Genomic DNA, 22,332 nt, shown 5'->3' with positions numbered 1-22,332 from the left:
CTGAATTACCGCAAAAGCGATCACTTTTGAGCCGCTGTAACGTGCGGAATACGTCTCCCCTACTCGGATACTTCGTTCAAAGCTGCACAGGCCGTCTCTGAAAAGCGCCCTGTCCCTGCAATAAACCGCACCCTTTGGGTTTGATGCTCGGGAGTGTTATTCGCACAGACTCTGATATGCGGCTCTCACCCTGCCCGCACTCTCTGGGAACGAAATTCCGTGTTACTTCTCTCCGTCATCGCATTTGATTTGTTTGTATTATATCACTTTATTATTGGAATGTCAAGTGAAAAGTGAAAAAAATGAGGCTTTTTTTCACAGCCTGATCAAAAACAGACGCTGCATTTCACATTTCCGCAATTGCCAACACATATTTTTCTGTTTTATTTCACTTTACAATACGAGGTTTTACAAAAAAGAAGTGTATATTATTATCAAAGGAACAAACTACTCTCCCGAAAACGAAAGGTCGTGCAAATATGATGAATAATACATATATAAAGGCGGCAGCAGGTCTGGCAGCTCTGATAACAGCGCTGAGCGTATGCGCAGGCTGTGCCGACAACAACAGTGACATTTCCGGAAAGAAAAGCAATTTCAGCATAACAAGGGAAGCTGTCGAGCTTACCACGGAAGACAGCGGCAGCAGCCCGGAAAACATGACTGCTCAGAAGCTGTCGGCTTCATATACAGAAAACAATAACGGTATCATCGACACGGCAGATCTGTTCTCAGACCGCGATCTGGAACAGGAGCCCGACCTCTCGGAGGCGGTAAGGCTTACAGTCTCCGACGGAAAGACCATTGATATCACCGAGGAAGGCATTTACGTTCTCAGCGGAAGCGCGGAGAACTGCACAGTAAAGGTGAACGCTGACAAGGAAGCAAAGGTACAGCTTGTGCTGGACGGCGTACAGGTGGAAAACGAGGACTTCCCTGCTGTATATGTACTGTCGGCGGACAAGGTGTTCGTAACTTCTGTGAGTGACAGCTCCCTTGCTGTGAACGGCAGCTTCAACGCAGACGGCGAGACCAATACCGACGCGGTCATCTACTCAAAGGACGACCTGGTGTTCAACGGCACGGGAACTCTTGATATCTATTCAGCCTACGGCAACGGTATCTCCTGCAAGGACGATCTGAAGTTCACGGGCGGAACATACAATATCGCCGCTTCTGCCGACGCCGTGGAGGCAAATGACTCCATAGCCATATGCGGCGGCGAATTCACCATACAGACCAACAAGGACGGCTTCCACAGCGAAAACGAGGAGGACGACTCGCTGGGCTGTATCTACATAGCAGACGGCAGCTTCTCAATAGATGCGGCCAGCGACGGCATACAGGGCACAAGCTGCGTTCAGATAGACGGCGGCACCTTCAATATCACCTCAGCCGAGGGCATCGAGGCCACCTATGTTCAGATCAACGGCGGAAATATCACCATTGACGCCTCTGACGACGGTATCAACGCCTCAAGAAAGAGCAGCGCATACGATGTTACCATTGAGTTCAACGGCGGCGAGACCACTATCACCATGGGACAGGGCGACACCGACGGTGTGGACTCCAACGGAAGCATTTATGTCAACGGCGGTACTATCAACGTTACCGCTCAGATGTCATCTTTCGACTACGATGAAAAGGCCGAATTCAACGGCGGTACCATTATCGTAAACGGCGAGGAGGTAGACGAGATACCCCAGTCCATGATGGGCGGCCCCATGGGCGGACACGGCGGCTTCGGAGGGCAGGCTCCTCCCGAGGGCTTCGGCGGACGCGGCGGCAGATTCTGAAAGCTTATTACATATCCCCCCTTCAATAATATAAAAAACGGGAACTCTCAGGAGTTCCCGTTTTGCTGTTATATGAACAGTGTGCTGAAGCCGTGCTCTCTTGCATAGCGCTCGGCCTTCTTGCGGTTTATCTGTTTAAGTATCCTTATGGTCTGCTTGTGACCCTTCTTGATGCTGTCAAGAGGTATATTCTCGTCCTCGAACTCGATGATGTTGATATTGTACAGCATCTCGCAGCCGCAGAAGGCGTCCTCCTTGATGTCCTTGGTATTCATGCTGATCTTGAGGTCGGTGAGGTTCTGGCAGCCGTAGAATGCCCAGTTGCCGATGCTCTTGACAGTTCCCGGAATGGTTATCTTTTCAAGGGACCTGCACCATGAGAAGGCGCTCTCGCCGATAGCTGACACGGAATTGGATATGGTCACCTTCTTCAGGCTGTAGCACTCGGAGAATGCCGCATTGCCGATAGCCTCAACAGAGCCCGAGATGACTATTCTCCTCAGCTTCTTGCAGGAGAAGAACATCAGGTCGCTTATCCTCTGGAGATATGCGGGCAGGACTACGTTTTCAAGGCTGTTGCAGCGTCCGAAGGCGCCCTTGCCTATCCTCTTTATGGACTCGGGGAAGTTCACCTGCTTCAGACGCAGGCACTTCAGGAAGGCATTCTCGCCTATGGACTCAAGGTTCCTGGAGAACACTACCTCCTCGAGATTGAAGCAGTGACAGAATGCGAACTTGTCGATGACACGCACGCTGTCCGACATTACCACCTTCTTTACGGTCTCGTTGCCGCGGAAGGCGTATTTGCCTATGGTGTTTACCTTTTCGGGAATGACTATTGACTCCGTAGTACCCACATACTTCACAAGGACGCCGTTCTTGTCGATAGCCATATTGTTCACGTCGTCGATCTCGATGTTCTCATCGTTGACAAGATCGCCGTATTTCTCGTAATTGTCGGGCTCGTCAAGCTTGGGAGCCTCGGGCTTCTTCTCCTCTGCCTTTGCAGCCTTGGGAGCTTCGGGCTTCTTCTCCTCGGCCTTTGCAGCCTTGGGAACTTCGGACTTCTTCTCCTCGGCCTTTTCAGCCTTAGGAGCCTCAGACTTCTTCTCCTCGGCCTTTTCAGCCTTGGGAGCCTCGGGCTTCTTTTCCTCTGCCTTTGCAGCCTTATGAGCCTCAGCCTTCTTTCCCTCCGGCTTCTTGTCATCAGCCTTTTCCGGCTTTGCACTCTCGGAGGCCTTTACAACGAATTCCTCTTCAACGCGGACTGTTTCCGTCTTTTTGTCCCTGTCAGTCTTTGCGGACTGCTCCTGCTTGCTGTCGGCCTTTTTGCCCTCCTCGGACTTCTTTTCGGCAAGCTTATCCAGCTTTACGGGCGCAGGAGACACATCGGCCTTCTTTTTGCTTCTGAGAAGGTCGCTTTCGGCAGTATCCCTGAACTTTGTCTTTTCGGACTCCGGAATGGATTCCATTATCTCAATGGCAAGCTCGTCGCCGTCGTCTGTTCTGACGGGCTTATCATGCTTCTTATCCTTTTTGTCTGCCGGCTTTACATCGGGCATTACCGCAGAGGCCTTCTTTTCGGCCGCCTTTGGCTCGGACTTGGCTTCGGGAAGCTTTTTATCCTTTACCCTGACATCGGGCATGGCATCGGAAGCTTTCTTCCCCTCGGGCTTTGGCGCAGCCTTTGCCTCGGGAGCTTTCTTCCCCTCGGGCTTTGGCGCAGCCTTTGCCTCGGGAGCCTTCTTCTCCTCGGGCTTGGGTTCATCCTTGGTCTCGGGAGCCTTCTTCTCCTCGGGCTTGGACGCAGCCTTTACCTCGGGAGCTTTTTTCTCCTCCGCCTTTGGTGCAGCCTTGGTCTCGGGAGCCTTCTTCTCCTCTGCCTTGGGTGCAGCCTTTGCCTCGGGAGCTTTTTTCTCCTCCGCCTTTGGCGCAGCCTTGGTCTCGGGAGCCTTTTTCTCCTCCGCCTTTGGTGCAGCCTTGGTCTCGGGAGCCTTCTTCTCCTCGGCCTTTGGCGCAGCCTTGGTCTCGGGAGCCTTCTTCTCCTCGGCCTTTGGCGCAGCCTTTACCTCGGGAGCTTTTTTCTCCTCCGCCTTTGGAGCAGCCTTTACCTCGGGAGCTTTCTTCTCCTCTGCCTTGGGAGCAGCCTTTACCTCGGGAGCTTTCTTCTCCTCTGCCTTTACAGCTGCATCGGAGCTGCGGCGTGCCCTGACAGGCCTTACCTTTACGACCTTGGCCTTTCTGGGAGCCTTATCCTGCTCATCGCCTGCTTTGAGCTCGCCCGAGCAGTAAGGACAGGTCTTATATTCATCAGCATCATAGAGATGCTTCTGCTGACATCTTGTCATTTTCATTTTGTTATCACTCCAAAAATGCTTCTTCGTGTCTCGTCTTTTTAAAGAAAAATGAATTCAACAATATAATTATATCATTTCATCAGCGAAAAATCAATAAATTGAGTTCTCAGAGGCGGAAATTTGTGAAAAATAACAGAATAGCCGTTTTATATGGTCTGCAAATGCGGATTTTTCGCTTGCCGATCGCGCTGACTTTATACAATATGCACAAAGCAAAAAATCCTCTGTCCGTGCTGAACTGATCCTGTCCCCGTTGAAAACAGCGCAGAAAAATGCCCTGTCCGAGTGCTGCGGACAGGGCGATACGGAGAAAAAACTTATTGTCCTGACGCAGACAGTTGTTGTCATACCGTCTGCGCATGGCGTTGCCTTATATATCATATGCCGCTGTAATACTGCCTGCAGGTCTCCGCCCTCATGACGGAGCTCAGGCATTCCCCTGAAAGACCGTGTCTTCACCTCTCTGATCGTCTGACGACGTGTAAAAACGGCATATTTACCCAGCTTGCGGAGCTGCTCCCTGAGTGCTTTTCCGCGGCGCCTGTGCAGAAAGACGCCGCAATGTAAAATCTCATTTTTGCAGCCGCAGCATCATTATACTTCAGCTTATTTGTTCTGATTTGTCCCCCTTAAAGATCATCAGTGCATTTATATATAACGGAATCAGCTCCGCTTGGGCCTTTTGCTGTGAAGGAACAGCGCCACCGCTCCTGCGCTGCACAGTGCAGTGAACTCCATTACAGGCAGGCTGTCGCCTGTCTTCGGCGAGCTGCTCTGCTTTGCAGCCGTTGTTGAAGCTGTTGTGGTCTCAGACTTTGACGATGTTGTCCTTGCGCTGCTGTCCGACCTGTTCACTGATGTGCCGCCGGAGGCTCCGTTTACGGAGCTGCGGCCTGCCTTCGTTGTGGTCACGCTTCCGTTTCCTGCGGCCGTTGTCTTAGCTGTAGTGCCACCGTGTTTTGTTGTGGTCTTTGCTGTGGTGGTGACCTTTGTGGTGGTTATCTTCTTTGTAGTAGTTGATGTAGTGGTTGTGGTGGTAGTCGTCGAGGTAGTGGTGGGCTTCGGCTTTTCATTTACCCAAACCGACGGCGAAACCTGTATGGCGGTCTGTATCCTGTCCGACGAACCGTTGCCGTCGGCATAGTGTACAACGGAAACTCTGTAGAATCCGCCGCCCTTTACGTCTACTCTCCGTCCGTCGAGACTGAGGTATCTTGCGTTGCTCTTTGTTATGTCGCCCAGTGACAGCTCATCGCTCCAGCTGCTGCCGTCGCTGCTGTACTGTATCACCACATTCTTCACGCCCACCTCTCTGATCTTTCCCGAGACCTGGGTCTTTGCAGTTATCTCGAGGATACCGTTTGAGGGCGAAGTGCATCTGAGCGAACATTTTTCTATTAATCCTATAGACCTTTCGTATTGTTCGTATGAACTGTTATCCACTGCGTTGGCAGTCACCTGCGCAGGTGAATTCAGAAGAAGTATTCCGAGAAAGGCAGCTGTTATGTATCTCATTTTCATGCCGCTGCCCTCACTTCTCTGACGGATCAGCGGTATAGGGAACGAAGCTCTCCGCTACTCTGAGCATCTCTTCGTGACCCATATCATCACTGTGTATCGTATAGACGGTATTACCGCTTACAAACAGTGCAGTGCAGCCTGTATTCTCGTATATTACAAAGCCCTTTGCATTGGCGTTCCTTATAACGTCATAATTGTTGCTGTCACTTGGGACCATGACCTCCGGCATAAGATCAGCGGAATAGTAGTCCTCGATAATGACATCCAGCTTTTCGATGCCGTTGCTGAAGGTGAAGTACATATCCTTTGAATCCTTCAAGGTCTCGGTGCTGCTGTCTGTCAGGGAGATATCGCTCAGCCAGTCGGGTATGAACTCGGGATAGCACGGAGCTATACCGCTCTGTTCTGCCTTTTCCACTATGCTCTGTGCAACTGTTGCGGCTCCCTTGTTACAGTTTGCAAGATAGCCTGTGACCGTAGTCGAAGCCGATACAGGAAGTCCTGCCGTTGTCGTCGTTGCCATTCCCGTCTGAGGCGGATTCGTGGTAGTATAACCCGCAGGATCAGGCACGGTCGTTGTTGTCGTACCATAAATACCTGCTGTCGTTGTGGTAGTCCACTCAGGAACGCCTGCGGTAGTCGTAGTAACGGGAACAGCGGGATCCTCCATGTCCTTTATTTCCTTCAGATCTATGCTGAAGCCCGATTTTACAGCCTTTATCACTGTTTCGACGACGTTTGAGCCGTAGGTCCTGAGGGTGTAGAAGTTGACGGCGACGCAGACTGCGAAGCAGGCGCTGATGACTGCCGCCCATTTTCTGATGAGCTGTATGCGGCCGCGCTTTCTTCTTGCGCGGACTTCTCCGAGAACCGCTTCCGCCTTAACAGGCTGCGGAATTTCTTCGTCATTAATACCGACCATAGCGTCGGTGATCTCCTTAACGGCATCCAGATCACGCTCCTCCAGAGGCTTCGCAAGCTCCTCATCGAGAAGCTGCTTTAGGTCGTCAAGCATATTCTTATCCGAAAGCTTATCGGTGATCGAAATATCCTTCAATTATATCACTCCTTGATAATGATAACATACTCATATCACTTTTCTGCGGCACGAAGCTTTTTCTTCAGCTTGTGTATCTTTCTGTACAGCGCAGGCAGGGATAGTCCCAGCCGCTTTGCCGCTTCGTTTCGTTGTCCGTAGTCGCTGTTGTAGTACAGCTCGAGGAGTTGTCTCTCCTCGGGTGACAGCACGTCAAGAGGGCTGTCGTCAGTTTCAGCAAAGCCGCCGCTGTCCGCGATATTCATTGCCTCGGGACTGTCCTCGATGCTCAGTGAAGGCGGCGGACTTTTCCGAAGGAACGTCTTTATGACGTTATCCGCCGTGCGGTACAGCCACAGTCTGATGTTGTCGGTCTCGTCCAGCTTCTCATGCTTTGAGAAGAACACCACAAAGACCTCCTGTGTGCAGTCCTCTGCGGAGTGATGACTGTAGCCGAGCTTTGCGTAGCAGTAGCTGAATATCTCACGATAGTACTTTTCGATTATCAGCGTGCAATGTTCAGGCTCTATCAACAGTCTCACATCCTTCCGTCGATAAGCTTCTGTAATATAAATGTCGCAAAAGCCTATACTTTTTCTCACAAAGCCTCATCTTTGTACGCCTGCACAAAAACTGCGGCAGTAATTTGGGTATTATTGCCGCAGTTTCCAAGCTTATTTTATTTTATCATCTTGTTGTCTTTTTGTCAATCGTATAATTCACGGACTGCGGCGTTATCATTCGTCGTAGCTGTCGGGGTGCTTGGGCTTGCGTCTGTAGCGTTTCCTGTTGTTTTCCGCCACCTTTGTAGCGGGATCCACGCCGTTCCAGCTGCCCCGTTTTGCGGAGTTGATCTTCTTTTTCTCCTTTTTGCTCATTTTATCATATGGTGTGAATTTTTCCATAGTACCTCCATAAATCATGATTTGCATTGTAGGGGAGCCCTCCCCTACAGATATTCTGATTTACTCCTCGCCTGCCTTGAAGTTGTATATTGGCCTGATGACCTCGTTTATCTCCACGGTATCGCCGATATTATCCACGATATCCTCCATGGACTTATACGCCATGGGGCACTCGTCCAGCGTCTGCGCGTTTACCGATGTGGTGTAGATACCGTCCATCTGCTTTCTGAACTCCGACACGGTAAAGCTCTGCTTAGCCTGTGAACGGGACATCAGTCTGCCTGCACCGTGAGGTGCCGAGCAGTTCCAGTCGGGATTGCCCTTGCCTGTGCAGATAAGGCTTCCGTCACGCATATTTATGGGTATGAGGAGCTTCTCCCCCGCCTGAGCGGATACAGCTCCCTTGCGGAGTATCATGGTGTCGGTATCGATATAATTGTGTACAGTGGTGAACTGCTCCGCGATATGCAGGTGCATACCCTTGATTATCTCGTCCATCATCGCCTGACGGTTGAGCATGGCAAACTGCTGTACTATCTTCATATCGTGGATATACTGATCAAAGAGCTCCCCCTCGCAGTACGCAAGGTGCTTTGGAACATCGGTTGTCTTGGTGTTTTCCAGCTTCTTCAGCTCGGACTGTATCTGCTTCTGCTTTCCCTCGGCCTTCAGACGGGCTATAAGCTCGTTCACTTCCTTGTCGGAGCTCTTGTTCAGACGTCTGTATGCCTCGTTCTGGTAGTACTTCGCCACCTCTACGCCAAGATGACGGGAGCCTGAGTGGATAACGATGTATATGCTGCCGTCCTCGCCCTTGTCCGCTTCGATGAAGTGGTTTCCGCCGCCTAATGTGCCTATGCTCTTTTCCGCCCTGAGCGGGTCGATATGCTTTATGCAGAAAAGCTCCTCAAGGTCAATCTTTTCGCTGTAGCGATGAGGCTTTTCGCGTATCGCAAAGCCCGAGGGTATCTTCTCGTATATCAGCTTGTCAAGCTTCTGAAGCTCTATGTGTGTCTCTTTGAGTCTTACGGTCTCCATTCCGCAGCCGATGTCAACTCCCACGAGATTGGGAATGACCTTGTCGGTGATAGTCATGGTAGTACCTATGGTACAGCCTGCACCTGCGTGAACGTCGGGCATTATCCGTATCCGCGCCCCCTCGCTGACGGGCTGACTGCAAAATGCAATGATCTGGGTTACAGCGTCCTGCTCTATGACGTCCGTGAAAACTCTGGCGGAATTGTACTTTCCGTTTAATTCGATCATATACTTATTCCTTTCCGAAGCCGCCCCAATAAAAAAGCACTCCCGCAGGAGTGCTCAATGCTCATAAAAGCGTAAAAGCTCAGCACATGGCTGAACATACGGGGCAAACTCCATGCTTATAGTTGTTGGTATTCAGTTCCGGCATCTTTATATACATTGTGCTTATTGTCATGGTGTTCACCGTCCTTTCGCAGAATATGGCATTATTATAATCGGACTGCCCTGCAAAGTCAATGACAAAGGAAAAACTGTAATCAAACTGTAATAATTGTGTTTTGGAGCCGTTTCTGTACGCTGCGGAGCGGTTTGCGTTCTCGAAACTGTGTAAAAGGTTCATATGAACTTATATTTTTACGGATATCCTATGTATATTCTGCACAATTTCATATAATGACCTATACGCTCCGTAATTATTTTGTCGCATATTGACAAAGAGGAGGATTTGGTGTATAATACTGTCATACGGCAGAAACAGGTCTGCCGTTAAACTATTGGTGCTCCGCATAAGCGCCGCAGACTTTGATATGGAGGTTTATATGTTCGACAACATCAACTGGGGAATAGTTATCCCGATCGCAGTAGGAGTTATTCTTTTTCTCCTGATTATAATCACAGGCTACATCAAGGCTCCCCCGGACACCGCGTACATCATCTCGGGTCTGAGGAGAAAAATAATCATCGGTAAGGCAAGCGTAAGGATCCCCTTCTTCGAGCGTGTGGATAAGCTGAAGCTTCAGCTCATCGCCGTAGATGTAAAGACTTCAAGCGCAGTTCCTACCGCAGACTACATCAACATCAACGTTGACGCAAACGTAAACGTCAAGGTCAGCAGCGATCCTCAGCTCATAAAGCTGGGCGCTGAGAACTTCCTCAACAAGGACACCGCTTATGTTGCCAAGGTGGCAAGAGAGGTGCTTGAGGGTAATATGCGTGAGATCGTTGGTCAGATGTCCCTTGAGGCTATGGTCAACGACCGTAAGGCCTTCGCTGAGAAGGTTCAGGAAAATGCCGCTCCCGACCTCAACAGAATGGGTCTGGAGATCGTTTCCTTCAATGTTCAGAACTTCACCGACGATCAGAACCTGATCGAAAATCTCGGTATCGACAACACCACAAAGATCCAGAAGAAGGCTGCTATCGCACGCGCTGAGTCCGAAAAGGAGATCGAGATCGCCAAGGCTCAGGCCAAGAAAGAAGCCAACGACGCTAAGATCCTGGCTGAGACCGAGATCGCACAGAAAAACAACGAGCTGGCTATCCGTCAGGCTGAACTGAAAAAGGAAGCCGACACACAGCTGGCTATCGCAGACGCTGCTTACGAGATCCAGCGCGAAAATCAGCGTAAGACCATTGAGGTATCAAAGGCTAACGCTAATATCGCCGCTTCCGAAAAGGACGTTGAGCTGAAGGCTCGTGAGGCAGAGGTAACAGAAAAGGCTCTCGAAGCCCAGATCAAGAAGAAGGCCGAGGCTGACCGCTACAAGGCTCAGCAGGAGGCCGACGCAAAGCTCTATCAGCTGAAGAAAGAGGCTGAGGCCGACCGTTTCCAGCGCGAGCAGGAGGCCGAGGCTCAGAAGGCTGAGGCTGAAGCTCAGAAATTCGCCAAGATGCAGGAGGCCGAAGGTATCGCAGCTGTAGGTAAGGCCGAGGCGGACGCTATCCGCGCTAAGGGTCTTGCTGAGGCTGAGGGTATCAACGCCAAGGCTGAGGCTATGAAGAAGTACGGCGAGGCTGCTGTTCTCGAAATGTACTTCAAGGCTCTCCCCGAGGTCGTTAAGAATGCTGCTACTCCTCTTGCACAGGTCGACAAGATCACAATGTACGGCGAGGGCAATTCCAGCAAGCTTGTTGGTGACATCATCGGCTCTACCACTAAGATCACCGACGGTCTTACAGAGGCTACAGGCGTTGACATCAGAGCTCTCCTGGCTGGCTTCCTCGGCGGCAAGATGGCAGCTCCCAAGGCTGTTGAGACTGCTGCACAGGATACGCCGGCTGACGATGAGACTGCTCCTTCCACAGGAAGCACAGGCAGCTTCTTCTATGACAGCCCGGACGACACACCTGAATTCTGACATACATGATATGAACAAAATTCCCCTGACGATATGCGGTCGTCAGGGGAACTTTTTGTAATGCCCGTGTTTCCTCACTGTAATACCTCTGTAAATTATGACTGTTTTTTGCGATTGTTCTCACTTCATATTGCGCAAATTTTGGTTAGTCGATTTGTATAGTTTTCACAAAGTTGGCCGAAAAGCATTTACAAAAAACGTCATATAGATTATAATGGTATTAGTGAATAAGAAAAAGCTAAACCCAATGATAGCAATATTTGGTCACGACCTCTGTAGATTAAGTTCAGAGGGGGGGTATTAAAATGATAAAACATCTCTCGGGAGACTTCGAGACAGTTGAGTATGACACTCAAAAATATGCCATGCTCTACGACAATGTACAGACGGAGGAATACCCTGTGCATTGGCACAATGCGGTCGAGCTGATCATGCCGCTGAAAAATGAATATACAGTCACTGTGAACGGCATCGACTATCTGATACCCGAAAACGATGTTCTCATCGTTCCTCCCGGGGAGCTCCACAGTATGCCCGCAATTCCCGGACGGCGTATCATCTTCCAGTGCGATAACAGTATACTGGGCGAGATATCCGCTCTCGAACCTGTTATGCGCTCGCTGAACAACGCCGTGCTCATAAACGCGGAAATGGATAAGGAGCTTCATGTTCTTGCCAAAAAGACCATGCTGGATATACTGTCGCTGTATAATTCAAAGTCGGAGCTGGCCGACGTAAAGATATACGTCAAGGTCATCGAGCTTTTCATGGCTCTGCGCGAGTATCAGCTGGAGCAGCAGAAGATCGTTATGGACTGCGACGACGAGAAGATCGACGAGTACAGCGAGAAATTCGGCACCGTTCTCAAGTATATCGACAATAATTATATGTACGATATCACCCTTGAGCAGCTGGCCGACGTTGCAGGATACAGCAAGTATCATTTCTCCCGTATCTTCAAGCAGTACAACGCCATGTCCTATTTACAGTACATAAACGCAAGACGCACCAAGGCCGCGGAGCTTCTCCTGCTGGATCCCAGCATACCAATTACGGAAGTAGCCATGCGCTCAGGCTTCAAGAGCCTGACCACCTTCAACCGTATCTTCAAGGAAATAAAGCACTGCACGCCTACGGATTTCAAGAAACTGTATGCACTAAGATAAAAGCAGACCGCACATCAAAAGATGTGCGGTCTTTTTGTTTTATTCGGCATAATCGCGTATGAACTGTAAAGCTTCAAGGCCTTCTGCGCTGTATATCGTCACTTCATCTCTCGTTGTGGTATTCGATGACCTCTGAACAGCTATAAGGCTGCTGTCCCTTGAAACATATATTATTATATGCTCATCTGCTTCGCTGTCATACAGCTGTATCTGTGAAAGTCCGAATTCTTCATTCCACTTCTTGCTCTCGATCTGTCCGAAGGTATTGGGAACGATCTCGCCGAACTCATTATCGTTGAAATAATCTCTCACTGTATCAAACTGATCAGTATTTAGATCCTGTTTGTTCCAGCCGCCGTTTTCATCTATCCAGACAACCAGTCCACCGTCATCGTGGCTGTTCAGGAATTCAACGATCCTGCTATAAGCAGTTGTATCATGCTTTTCCGGCGCATTTTCATTGACTTCGTTCTTAGCTTTGTCGGTGTCTATACCGAGTTTTTGCAGACTTGCCTCAAACTCCTCAAAATCTACGGAGTAGTTTTCGCAGCCTGTAGGTACTTCTTCCTGATTAGTAACTTCATACTCGCATAAGCTGACATATCCGTTTCCGTGGACATAGAATGTCTTCCTGATGAGCGTATCAGCAGTTTCCCTGAACATGAATACTACAGAATACCTCAGATCGAATTCGTTTTCGTCTATATTGTTTACCTTCAGCATAGATATAAAGTCGTTTCTGAGGAAATCCTCCACAACATCCTTATCGTCCTGTGATTCGGGCGCTATTATGATATCACCGCCGTTGTCATCGGGAACACGCAGATCTGCCGATATGAGATCGCCGTTTCTTAATAATTCGACCTCTTCATTGCTGATATAGCAGTCTATACCAATAGTTTCACGTAATTCTCCGAGGAATGATTCATAATCAATACTGTAATAACGTCTTTCGATCTCCTTGGAATGCAGATAGTCTTCATCATAATCATCTGCGGAATATATTACGTATCCGTCCCCTGCAATGTGTATCCAGTGAACATCGCCGTCTATATCCCATGATATCTCCACCTCTGAATCAGTCTGCTCAAAGGGGTTTTCCCTTCCATCCTGAGGTGAGATCTCCTCGCCCCAGTTGAAGTTATTGAGAAAATCAGCCACTCTGTTGTATGGCTCGCCGGAGTTTTTGGTGTAGCGTACGGAACCCTTCTGGAACTCAAAGTCAAATGTCCTGAAATCGCCGAATGGTGAAACAGTGTCAGAGTTCTGAGACAGTATCTCCTGCACCTGACTGTCAAAGGCGTCAAAATCTATCTTGTAGCACTTACTGCCAATAGTCTTCACAGTGCCTGACTCAGGATCCAGCATGCTCTCCTGATATGTCACAAAGCCGTCGTTAGCAATGTGGATATTGCATTCAACGGGAGGTGTATCGCCATTTGTCCACTTGATATCGTACATCTGTCCCTCTGCGTCCTGATCTCCTGTCCTGGTCTCATACTCCACCAGTTCCTCGCCCCAGTCGAACCTATTGAGGCAGTCAGCGAGCCTTGCGTAGGTCTCAGCTGAATACTTACCGTATTTGCCGTCGCCTGCGTCAAATCTGAATTCGAATGTACTGAAATCCCCAAAGGGAGACTCAGCGTTAGTGGACTGGACAAGTTCTGAATCGACCAAATGACTGCGGTTTTGCTTGTGGAGAAGTGCTCCCGTAGCTCCTATGCCGCCCACAAGGACAGCACAGGCAGCAAGAGCGCTGACCATGCGTATCATTCGGCTTCTTGACGAAACACGTTCTGTTCCGCTTACCACTTCGGTAAAGTCGTCGTCGTGGTTTTCCCGTGTTATCCTGTTTCCGGCTGATTCCTCACAGGCCTTTATGATACGTTCTTTCATATCTTCGGGCATTTTTATCTTATCAGCCGCTTCTTTAAGCTTCTTATCCATACTACATATACTCCTTTCTGTATTTTTCCTCCAGCAGCTTTCTGCCCCTTGACAGGCGCATTTTCACCGCTGAGGCACTTATGCCTGTAATTTTTGCTATCTCATCTATTTTGTACTGCTCCACATAGAAGAGGACCATTATTATCCTGTATTTGTCCGAAAGCTCCATAAGGGCTTCCAGGATCCCGCTGTCCTCCTTCTCCACCGCGTATGTGGCGAGGAGATCCTCGCTCTCGGTGGCGTGGCGTGTGCGGTATCTGAGCATATCACGGCATTTATTTGTAGCTACAGTTATGAGCCAGGCCTTCTCGTGTTCACTGTCGCTGATATCTGTATACTTCTGGAAATACTTTATGAATGTCTCCTGAACAGCGTCCTCTGCATCGGCAGTATTTCTCAGCATAAGCAGACATACTCTGTACAGCATATCGCCGTATTTCCCGACCGCCTCGCGAGCGCAGCCGTCTCTATCCATCGTTTCATCAGCTCCTTTCAATATAAACACGATACTCCATGCAGTATGGTCACAAATATTATAACACTTTTCTGTAAAAATGAAAAGACAGCCGATTTTCACCGACTGCCTTTCAGGGGATATTAAAATTTGGAGAAATCTTAATTAGTGTGCCGACCACCGAAATGATCGGCACATTTTCTACTATTGGATAAGTACTTTTCAGTTCTTATCAGCAGCGCTTGTAGATAACACCGCCCTGCATTGTCTTGCCCTTTGCAGCAAACATATCAGAGATGTTTACGTTCTGGTAACCATTCTGAGCGAGCCAAGGAAGAACCTCTTCCATAGCCTGGGCTGTTGCAGCATAGTTCTCATGACAGAGTACGATAGCACCCTCAAGTGAACCATTCTGTGCAGCCTGCTTGATAGTATTAACAATCTCGCCGGATGAAGCGCCTGCCCAGTCTCTTGTATCGATAGCACAGTCTATAAGCGGTACATCGTAGAGAGCCTGCGGAACAGGGTTATTACCATCGAGGTAAGGAAGTCTCATGAGGTGTGAAGGCTCAGTGCCAATGATCTGCTTGAGTCTGTTGTTACATGACTCCCACTGGTTTCTGATCTCGTTAGTGCTGAGCTTGCTGAGACCGCCCTCGGGATGTGACTTGGTGTGGTTAGCAACTTCCATTCCGTTCTCGTACTCGTATTTGATCTGATCTGTAGACTTGATCCAGTCACTTACGATGAAGAATGTAGCTGTCATGTTGTTATTGATAAGAGCATCAATGATTCTGTAACCAGGATCAGACTTGCTTGTAGCTGATGCACCGTCGTCGAATGAGATAGCGCAAAGCTTCTTAGTAGGATCTACGCCGGGTGTTGTAACAGTCTTGGGCTCCGGAACCTTACCTGCACCGCCTGTTGTTACTGAAGACTTTGTGCCCTCTGCAGCAACTAATACGTCATCAATGTAGAAGTCCATAGTATCGCCTGAATCCTGTACTGTTTCAACGTAGAGTATCATATCGCCTGAGTTATCAGGGATAGTGAATGATGTGTTTTCGATCTTTGTCCAAACGCCCTTCTTGCAAGCCTCCTTAGCGATGGATGTGTAAACAGCGTTGTCGCCGTCACCCTGCTGAAGTGAGATCTGGATTGTAGCTGAATCCTTAGCTACCTGAAGAGCTGCTAAGCTGATGCTGTATGTCTGACCGGCCTTGAAGTCTGAACCCAGTGTTATAGCTGCACCGTTCCACTCCTGTGATCTGCCTGAGATCTCAAGTGCCTTACCTGATGAACCATAGTAAGCATCGCTTGTAGGAGCTACTGTTGCACTTCTTGCTGTCCATGAATCAGCGCCTGAATCAAAGTTAGCCTTGATGGAGCCTGATGCAGGAGGATTTGTTGTAGTTGTTATAACAGTAGGTGTCTTTGTTGTGGTTGTTGTCTTGGGAGCCTCAGTAACTATTGTTGTGATGTTACTTGCATAGCTCTCGGGGAGTGTGCTTATAAGGCCAAGGAGCTTCTTCTGGATAACAAGTGCGTCAGCAGATGTGATTCCACCGCCTGCCTCAGAAACGTCACCATTGAGCTTGCCCTGTGCTGTGAGCTTATACTTGTTGGGGTTAGCAAGAGACTGCATGATGAAGATAGCATCTGCAAGCTCTACTGTACCGTCGTTGTTAGCGTCGCCCCACTTAGTAACCTTCTTGTTGAGCTCTTCCTTGAGGTCAACAGGCTTTGTTGTTGTGGTAGTAGTTGTTGTGGGAGGTGCTGTTGTAGTAGTTGTGGTTGTTACGCCGGGAGTATCGCCCTTTGAGCCCTCTGTATTGTCAAGAACAGAGATGATGTCATTGTAGAATGACTTGGGCTGATAGTTGCTGAACGGAAGCGGTGAACCACCGTTTTCATTCTTTCTCCAGCTTCTCTCATCTGTTGTACCCCAGAGGGTTACGCATGAGATGTTCTTGGAGTGGTTAGCCAGGATCTGGAAGATCTCCTTATAGAGCTTACCATTGTTGCCTGTCTTGTTTGTGATATCGAGCTCAGTTACCTGAACGTCGAGACCGAGGCTCTCAAACTTCTTGAGTGCTGTCTCGTACTGGCTTGCAGTAGGATAGTTATCAGCAAGGTGTGACTGCATACCGATACCGTCGATATAGTCGCCCTCTGCCATAACCTTCTTAGCCATGTTGTAAAGATCAGTTGTCTTAGGCTCAATGTACTCATTGAAGTCGTTCAGATAGAGCTTACAATCCTTAGGAGCATACTGTCTTGCATACTTGAATGCGTTGATAACGAACTCAGAATTGTTATCGCCGTAAACTCTTGTCCAGCCTGAGTTGCTTCCGGGTCTCATCGAACCGCCGTCCTGAACGAAGAGCTCGTTACAAACGTCGTAAGAATGGAGCTTAAGGTTAGGATACTGGCTCTTGATAGCACTGAATGTATTCTTGATCATGCTCTCAAGACGCTTGTTCATTCTGTCCTTGGAAACGTCTCTGCCGTTCTCCTGGAACAGCTGGTTAGGAGTCTGGCTGTACCATACGAAGGTATGACCGCGGACGCCGATGCCGTTCTTCTCAGCGAAGCTGAGGATAGGAGCAGCATTGCTCAGTGAGATCTGAACTTCGTCGCCGTTAACGCCCTTAACTGTATCGCTGGGCTTCATCTCGTTCTCACAAGTAACTGAGTTGAAGTTCTTGAGAATGAAGCTCTGGCCCTGTGATGTATTGATCTCGCCTGCACTTACGGAAGTACCGAGTCTGAAGTGCTTACCAGCGTGATCCTTGAAGCCGTCGCCGCCCTTTGTATAGGTGTAGTTGAGGTTCTGGTGACCTGAACCGCCGCTTACAGTAGTTGAACCTGTAGAGCCGGTTGAGCCGGTTGAACCTGTAGAACCTGTAGAACCTGTAGAACCTGTTGAGCCTGTTGAACCAACATTGCCCTGACCTGTAACTACAGATGACTTTACGCCTGACTTGGAGCCCTGTGCAACGTCAATGTAGAAGTCTGTGAGCTCGCCGGAATCCTGAGGAGTCTCAACATAAAGGATCATTGAACCCGAATTTGACGGGATCTTGAATGATGTATTCTCAAGCTTTGTCCACTCGCCGCTCTTAACATCTGCTGAAGCGATAGATGTGTAGGAAGCGCTGTTGCCGTCACCCTGCTGGAGTGAGAGCTGCATGGGAACTGTGCTGCCTGATTTCTGAAGTACGCCTACGCTGAAGCTGTAGGTCTCGCCGGGAACGAATGCTGAGGAGTCGAGTGCAATAGCTGCACCGTTCCACTCTGCTGTTCTGCCTGTTACTGCCAGAGCCTTGCTGCCGTCGTAGCTTGCATCCGAAGTTGCTGAAACTGAAGCGCCGCCACGGCCTTCCCAGCCGTCTACACCGCTCTCGAATGTGCTCTGGAAGTAGTTGCCGTTTGCATCGGGCTCTACTGTAGGTGTTGTAACAACGGTAGTGCCGCCGCCACCGCCGCCACCATTTCCCATGGTGATGGTGTTCTTCTTAACATTGGCCTGACCGTTGCTCTCCCAGCCTTCTACGTTGAATGCAACCTCGTACATAACGCCCATCTGGAGACCTGCGCTCTCCCACTGCTCAAAGTGGTCGGAAACGTGGATCGTACCGGACTGTCTGCGCTGCTGACGAACACTGTAATACTGTACGAAGGGCTGGTTACCGTCGATAGTATATGAGTTTCTGTTTTCCTTATAGATATAGTAGGTGCTTCCGTCCAGAGTGAACTGCTTGATAACATTACCCTGTCCGGGCTGTCCGTTAGGAGGACACCAGTTTGCCCAGTCCTCAACGATGTAGTACTCTACGAGAGGACTTCTTGTCCAGCCGTAAATACAAAGACGCGAGTTACCGGAGTTGCTTGATGACCAGCTTACGTCGAAGTCACAGGTAATTCCGTTGTACTCCTGGAACTTCTTTGTACTGCCCATGTCGATACCGCGACGGGCAAGGAAGTTACCGCTGGGACCTGCACAGTTCCAAGTTGTGGAGAATGTGCCGTTATCGCCCAGAGTCATTGATGACGGCTGATTTGTATCAGCTGCCCAGATCTCATAGCTGTAGCCATCGGGGCCTGTGCCCTTGTGCTGACCTGCACCGTTCAGACTGTAAGTCTGACCTGCAGCGCTTACTGTGTTAAGAGCAGCAAAGGGTATCGAAGATGCGCATACAGCACCTGCCATAAGACCTATTGCAGCTCTTTTGATGCCTTTCATTTTCATGTGTAATCATTCCTCACTTTCATTAGGTGATTTATGTTTTCTTCCTGACACCAAGAAAAAGCGCAAAAGCACAATGTCTGCTTTTGTGTCCCTCCTTTTCCTCAGTTTCTGTCTTAATTTTATTACATTTTTGTGAACTATTCAAGTCAATTCTTGCTAACAATCCTGACCCTTGCTCATTTTTTGCTCTTTTTGCACATTTTAGCTTCCACTTTTTGCGTTTTTTTATACACTTCTCGGTTCTGCGTTGTTTTTTCGCATAGTTCCGAGCACAAAAGGATAATTTCTGTTGTACTTTTGTGCTATTTCCGACAGGTTTCCGGCGTATGATTTCAGGCTGCGGCACAATAGCGATATCCTTTGTTAAATCAATAACGTAAATCATATCTGCTCTGCCTCACCGGAACGGGACAGCTGTTTTATTCTTCCCGCGAAAAACTCCGCGTATATTTTCCTTTGTAGATTTGCACAAAGCTTTGCACACCTTAATGTAAGTTTCTACAAATTTTTTCTAAATCCTTTATTTTTTCACCGAAAGTGGTATAATAAAATCAAGTATACTACTCCATGCAAGAGGAGACAAAAATGGATTCCGAAAGAATATACAACTTCGTCGTCGTGGTATCGGGACTTGACGAGGAGTATCAGCACAATATAATACGGGGAATAAATCAGTACGCGTCTGAGCACAATATCAACGTGTCTTATTTTGCTGCCTTCGGGGGAATGGTTGGCAGCAAGACCTTTGATATAGGCGAGGTCAGCATATATAACCTCATAGACTACTCCCGCTTTGACGGCGCCCTCCTTATGACCAACACCTTCGGCGACAAGGAGCTCCGCGACAGTATTTTCAGTAAAGTCAGAAAGGCAGGCATACCCTGCGTTGTGTTCGAGAGCCATGAGTACCCCGAATTCTACGATATAAGCATCGACAACTTCTCAGTAATGAAGAAGATGGTGAACCATATCATACAGTTCCACGGTGCAAAGGTTATAAACTACGTCTCCGGCCCTCTTGAGAACCCCGAGGGCAGGATAAGGTATGACGCCTTTATCGACGCCATGAAGGAGAACGGCCTCACTCCCGAGGAGGAGCGTATCTATCCCGGCGAGTTCAAAAGCTACGACGGAAAGCTGGCCGTGGATGCCTTTGTCAGCTCGGGACTTCCGCTGCCCGACGCCTTTATCTGCGCCAATGACAGTATGTGCCTCACTCTGGCTTCATCACTGGAAAAGCTAGGCTACAAGATCCCCGACGACGTTATGGTCACGGGCTTTGACAACACCTTCAGCGCAAGGAATTCCAGTCCTGCCATAACCTCTGTCAAGCGTCCGCTGTTCAAAGCAGGCTACAAAGCCGCCGACGTTCTGCTGAATGTGCTGAACGGCATAGAACAGCCCCACAGCGTGGTTCTTGAGGCAACTCCCGTATTCAGCGAGAGCTGCGGCTGCCGCAACGCCGAGCACGACGATCTCAAGGCCTACAAGAAGGTCACATACCGCAAGATAGAAACCACCAACAGCAATATCCTCATGCTCAACCGTCTCACCGCAGGCCTTGCGGAGACGGAGACAGCCACCGAATGCTTCAAGGTCATAGAAAAGCTCATCGGCGAGCTGGAATGCGAGAAGTTCCAGCTCTGTCTCAGCGAGGACTGGCAGGACGCCTTCAATTCGGCGCCTATAGACTCCGGACCCAACTCCTACAAGAGCTACATGACCGCTCCCCTTATCTGGGACAAGGGTCAGCGCAGAAGCGTGGGATACTATCCCAGCAGCAATATGTTCCCCGAGGGCTTCGAGGACCGCAGCTGCGTGAACTACTTCCTGCCGCTGCACTTCGGCGACCGCTGTCTGGGCTATTACATAATCACCAACGGTGACTTCCCCATATACAGCCTCCTCTGCCATACCCTCACCATGACCCTGAGCAACTCTATCGAGAATATCCGCAAGCTCTTCCACCTGAACAAGGCCATGGACGAGCTGAACCGCCTCTATGTCATAGATCCGCTGTGCAACATCTACAACCGCAACGGCTTCATCAATATCGCCGACGATATGTTCAAGGAGTGTGTGGCGGCAGGTCAGAGCGTAATGCTCAGCTTCATAGATATGGACGGCCTGAAGTTCATAAACGACAACTACGGCCATAACGAGGGCGATTTTGCCATACAGAGACTGGCAAACATCATCAGCTCCTGCTGCGGACTCCGCAGTATCGGCGCAAGATTCGGAGGCGACGAATTCGTAATATTCAGCGTGGATCCGGCAGAAGGCGCCATCGAAGCGCTGGAGCACAAGTTCAACACCGAGCTGGAGAATATCAACAGTCTGGTGAAGAAGCCCTATGTGATCTCCGCAAGTATCGGAAGCATAATAACTCCCGCCAGAGACGGCGATACACTGTACAGCGTCATAAAAATGGCGGACGAGAAGATGTACGATGTAAAGAAACAGAAAAAACGGGCGCGGAAGTCCGAAAAAGTATAAAACCGCTGCATTGCAGCGGTTTTCTTTTATCCTTTTCTGAAGCCCACACACTGGACGGCGGCAACGGGATTGCCCTGCTCGTCCCTGATGTCAACATTGTAGCAGCATATGGTTCTGCCGTCCTTTATGAGTCTGGCCTCGGCGATGATACGCTCCGTTTTCGGCACACCAATAAAGGAAGCGTCGCAGTTGAGCCCCACCACTCCCGGCTTTTCCCAGTTCGAGGCAACTGCAAAGGCAAAATCCGCAAGAGTGAAGTACACTCCGCCCATTATGCCTCCCACAGCGTTCCTGTGGTGCTCGCTGAGAACGAGGCTGCACTTTGAATAGTGGTCGCCAAGCTCCTCTATCTCCGCTCCCATCTCCGTGGCAAAGCGGTCTCCGCGGAATATCTCCCGCACCCTTTCAAGCGTCTCCTTGTCGGTCATAGCTTACCTCCTGCTCTCGTATTCGTCCCTGAGTATGGAGAAATACAGTCTTCCCACATAGCGGCCGTCCATGAAGAAGTAGTCCCTGAGCGTGCCCTCATAGGTGAAGCCGCATTTCTCGATAACTCTCTTTGAGGGAGCATTTATAGTCTTGGTGCATATCTGCACCTTATGCAGATTGATCTTATCAAATCCGAAGGCAATAACAGCCTTTGTGGCCTCGGTAGCATATCCCCTGCCCTGGAACTCCGCTCCGATACAGTATTCGATCTCGGCAAAGCGATTCTTGCTGTCCACCAGGAAATATGCGATCTGTCCTACGCACTCGCCCTTCTCCCTGTCGATGACAGCCCAGCGGTAGTAGTCCTCGCGTTCGTAATTCCCGATATACTTGTCAAGAAGTCCGTTGACCTCCTCTATGGTGCGGTAGGTAGGCTCGGAGTACATTTTCTGGACATTCTCATCACTTGCCCAGTTCCTGAATACCGCATCGCAGTCCGTATATTCAAACCGTCTCAATATGAGCCTTTCCGTCTCTATGGTCTGTGTACCGTTATGTGTAAGCATATTATTCTCCTTTTGTATATCTTCGTCAGACAATATCCGTCTCTGTTTACGGTTAATCACGCATTA

The 22,332-nt window shown here is 49.4% G+C and carries 16 protein-coding genes; 4 read left to right on the top strand and 12 right to left on the bottom strand.

All coding sequences use genetic code 11. From position 1 onward, the window contains the following. Window positions 1–479: 479 nt before the first annotated feature. On the top strand, window positions 480–1,796 hold the full coding sequence (locus Q0Y65_RS09425; RefSeq protein WP_297959158.1) for a carbohydrate-binding domain-containing protein: 1,317 nt from the start codon (window positions 480–482) through the stop codon (window positions 1,794–1,796). A 68-nt stretch (window positions 1,797–1,864) separates the two neighbouring features. Here Q0Y65_RS09425 and Q0Y65_RS09420 read toward each other — a convergent pair whose 3' ends face one another. From Q0Y65_RS09420 to Q0Y65_RS09395, 6 genes are all read right to left on the bottom strand, one after another. Further along, complete coding sequence (locus Q0Y65_RS09420) at window positions 1,865–4,150, bottom strand: leucine-rich repeat domain-containing protein (RefSeq protein ID WP_297959156.1); 2,286 nt, start codon at window positions 4,148–4,150, stop codon at window positions 1,865–1,867. Between the two features lie 666 nt (window positions 4,151–4,816). Next, complete coding sequence (locus Q0Y65_RS09415; RefSeq protein ID WP_297959154.1) at window positions 4,817–5,674, bottom strand: hypothetical protein; 858 nt, start codon at window positions 5,672–5,674, stop codon at window positions 4,817–4,819. 10 nt (window positions 5,675–5,684) lie between these two features. Beyond that, the gene (locus Q0Y65_RS09410; protein WP_297959152.1) at window positions 5,685–6,731 is read right to left on the bottom strand and encodes a hypothetical protein; all 1,047 of its coding nucleotides are present in this window, start codon (window positions 6,729–6,731) and stop codon (window positions 5,685–5,687) included. A 35-nt stretch (window positions 6,732–6,766) separates the two neighbouring features. Continuing rightward, window positions 6,767–7,243, bottom strand: coding sequence for an RNA polymerase sigma factor (locus Q0Y65_RS09405; protein WP_297959150.1), 477 nt, complete (start codon window positions 7,241–7,243; stop codon window positions 6,767–6,769). Window positions 7,244–7,447: 204 nt separating this feature from the next. After that, window positions 7,448–7,615 carry a hypothetical protein gene (locus Q0Y65_RS09400; protein ID WP_297959148.1) on the bottom strand — a complete coding sequence of 56 codons (168 nt, stop codon included), beginning with the start codon at window positions 7,613–7,615 and terminating at the stop codon, window positions 7,448–7,450. A 60-nt stretch (window positions 7,616–7,675) separates the two neighbouring features. Continuing rightward, window positions 7,676–8,881 (bottom strand): RtcB family protein, encoded by a 1,206-nt coding sequence (locus Q0Y65_RS09395; RefSeq protein ID WP_297959146.1) that lies wholly within the window; start codon window positions 8,879–8,881, stop codon window positions 7,676–7,678. A 536-nt stretch (window positions 8,882–9,417) separates the two neighbouring features. Between Q0Y65_RS09395 and Q0Y65_RS09390 the strand changes: the two genes are divergently transcribed. Together Q0Y65_RS09390 and Q0Y65_RS09385 are read left to right on the top strand one after the other, a co-directional pair. Continuing rightward, window positions 9,418–10,956, top strand: a complete 1,539-nt coding sequence (locus tag Q0Y65_RS09390) for a flotillin family protein (RefSeq protein ID WP_297959144.1) — start codon at window positions 9,418–9,420, stop codon at window positions 10,954–10,956. Between the two features lie 305 nt (window positions 10,957–11,261). Continuing rightward, a complete protein-coding gene (locus Q0Y65_RS09385) occupies window positions 11,262–12,122 on the top strand; it encodes an AraC family transcriptional regulator (RefSeq protein WP_297959142.1) in 861 nt (286 codons plus the stop codon). Window positions 12,123–12,161: 39 nt separating this feature from the next. Here Q0Y65_RS09385 and Q0Y65_RS09380 read toward each other — a convergent pair whose 3' ends face one another. The 4 genes from Q0Y65_RS09380 to Q0Y65_RS09365 form a co-directional block, all read right to left on the bottom strand. Further along, complete coding sequence (locus tag Q0Y65_RS09380; RefSeq protein WP_297959140.1) at window positions 12,162–14,069, bottom strand: hypothetical protein; 1,908 nt, start codon at window positions 14,067–14,069, stop codon at window positions 12,162–12,164. Between the two features lies 1 nt (window position 14,070). Continuing rightward, window positions 14,071–14,544: an RNA polymerase sigma factor gene (locus tag Q0Y65_RS09375; RefSeq protein ID WP_297959139.1), complete on the bottom strand. Its 474-nt coding sequence runs from the start codon at window positions 14,542–14,544 to the stop codon at window positions 14,071–14,073. A 211-nt stretch (window positions 14,545–14,755) separates the two neighbouring features. Continuing rightward, the gene (locus tag Q0Y65_RS09370; RefSeq protein ID WP_297959137.1) at window positions 14,756–18,775 is read right to left on the bottom strand and encodes an endo-1,4-beta-xylanase; all 4,020 of its coding nucleotides are present in this window, start codon (window positions 18,773–18,775) and stop codon (window positions 14,756–14,758) included. Window positions 18,776–18,806: 31 nt separating this feature from the next. Further along, window positions 18,807–19,160: a hypothetical protein gene (locus Q0Y65_RS09365; RefSeq protein WP_297959135.1), complete on the bottom strand. Its 354-nt coding sequence runs from the start codon at window positions 19,158–19,160 to the stop codon at window positions 18,807–18,809. Between the two features lie 200 nt (window positions 19,161–19,360). On the opposite strand from Q0Y65_RS09365, the gene Q0Y65_RS09360 reads away from it, so the two are divergent. After that, complete coding sequence (locus Q0Y65_RS09360; RefSeq protein ID WP_297959133.1) at window positions 19,361–21,271, top strand: GGDEF domain-containing protein; 1,911 nt, start codon at window positions 19,361–19,363, stop codon at window positions 21,269–21,271. A gap of 26 nt (window positions 21,272–21,297) precedes the next feature. Here the strand turns inward: Q0Y65_RS09360 and Q0Y65_RS09355 are convergent, their stop codons facing one another. Then, on the bottom strand, window positions 21,298–21,699 hold the full coding sequence (locus Q0Y65_RS09355; RefSeq protein ID WP_297959130.1) for a PaaI family thioesterase: 402 nt from the start codon (window positions 21,697–21,699) through the stop codon (window positions 21,298–21,300). Window positions 21,700–21,702: 3 nt separating this feature from the next. Continuing rightward, a complete protein-coding gene (locus Q0Y65_RS09350; RefSeq protein WP_297959128.1) occupies window positions 21,703–22,266 on the bottom strand; it encodes a GNAT family N-acetyltransferase in 564 nt (187 codons plus the stop codon). Window positions 22,267–22,332 lie beyond the last annotated feature (66 nt).

The sequence above is a fragment of the uncultured Ruminococcus sp. genome (genome assembly GCF_947301925.1).
GTDB lineage: Bacteria > Bacillota > Clostridia > Oscillospirales > Ruminococcaceae > Ruminococcus.
This window is presented reverse-complemented; position numbering and strand designations above follow the sequence as displayed.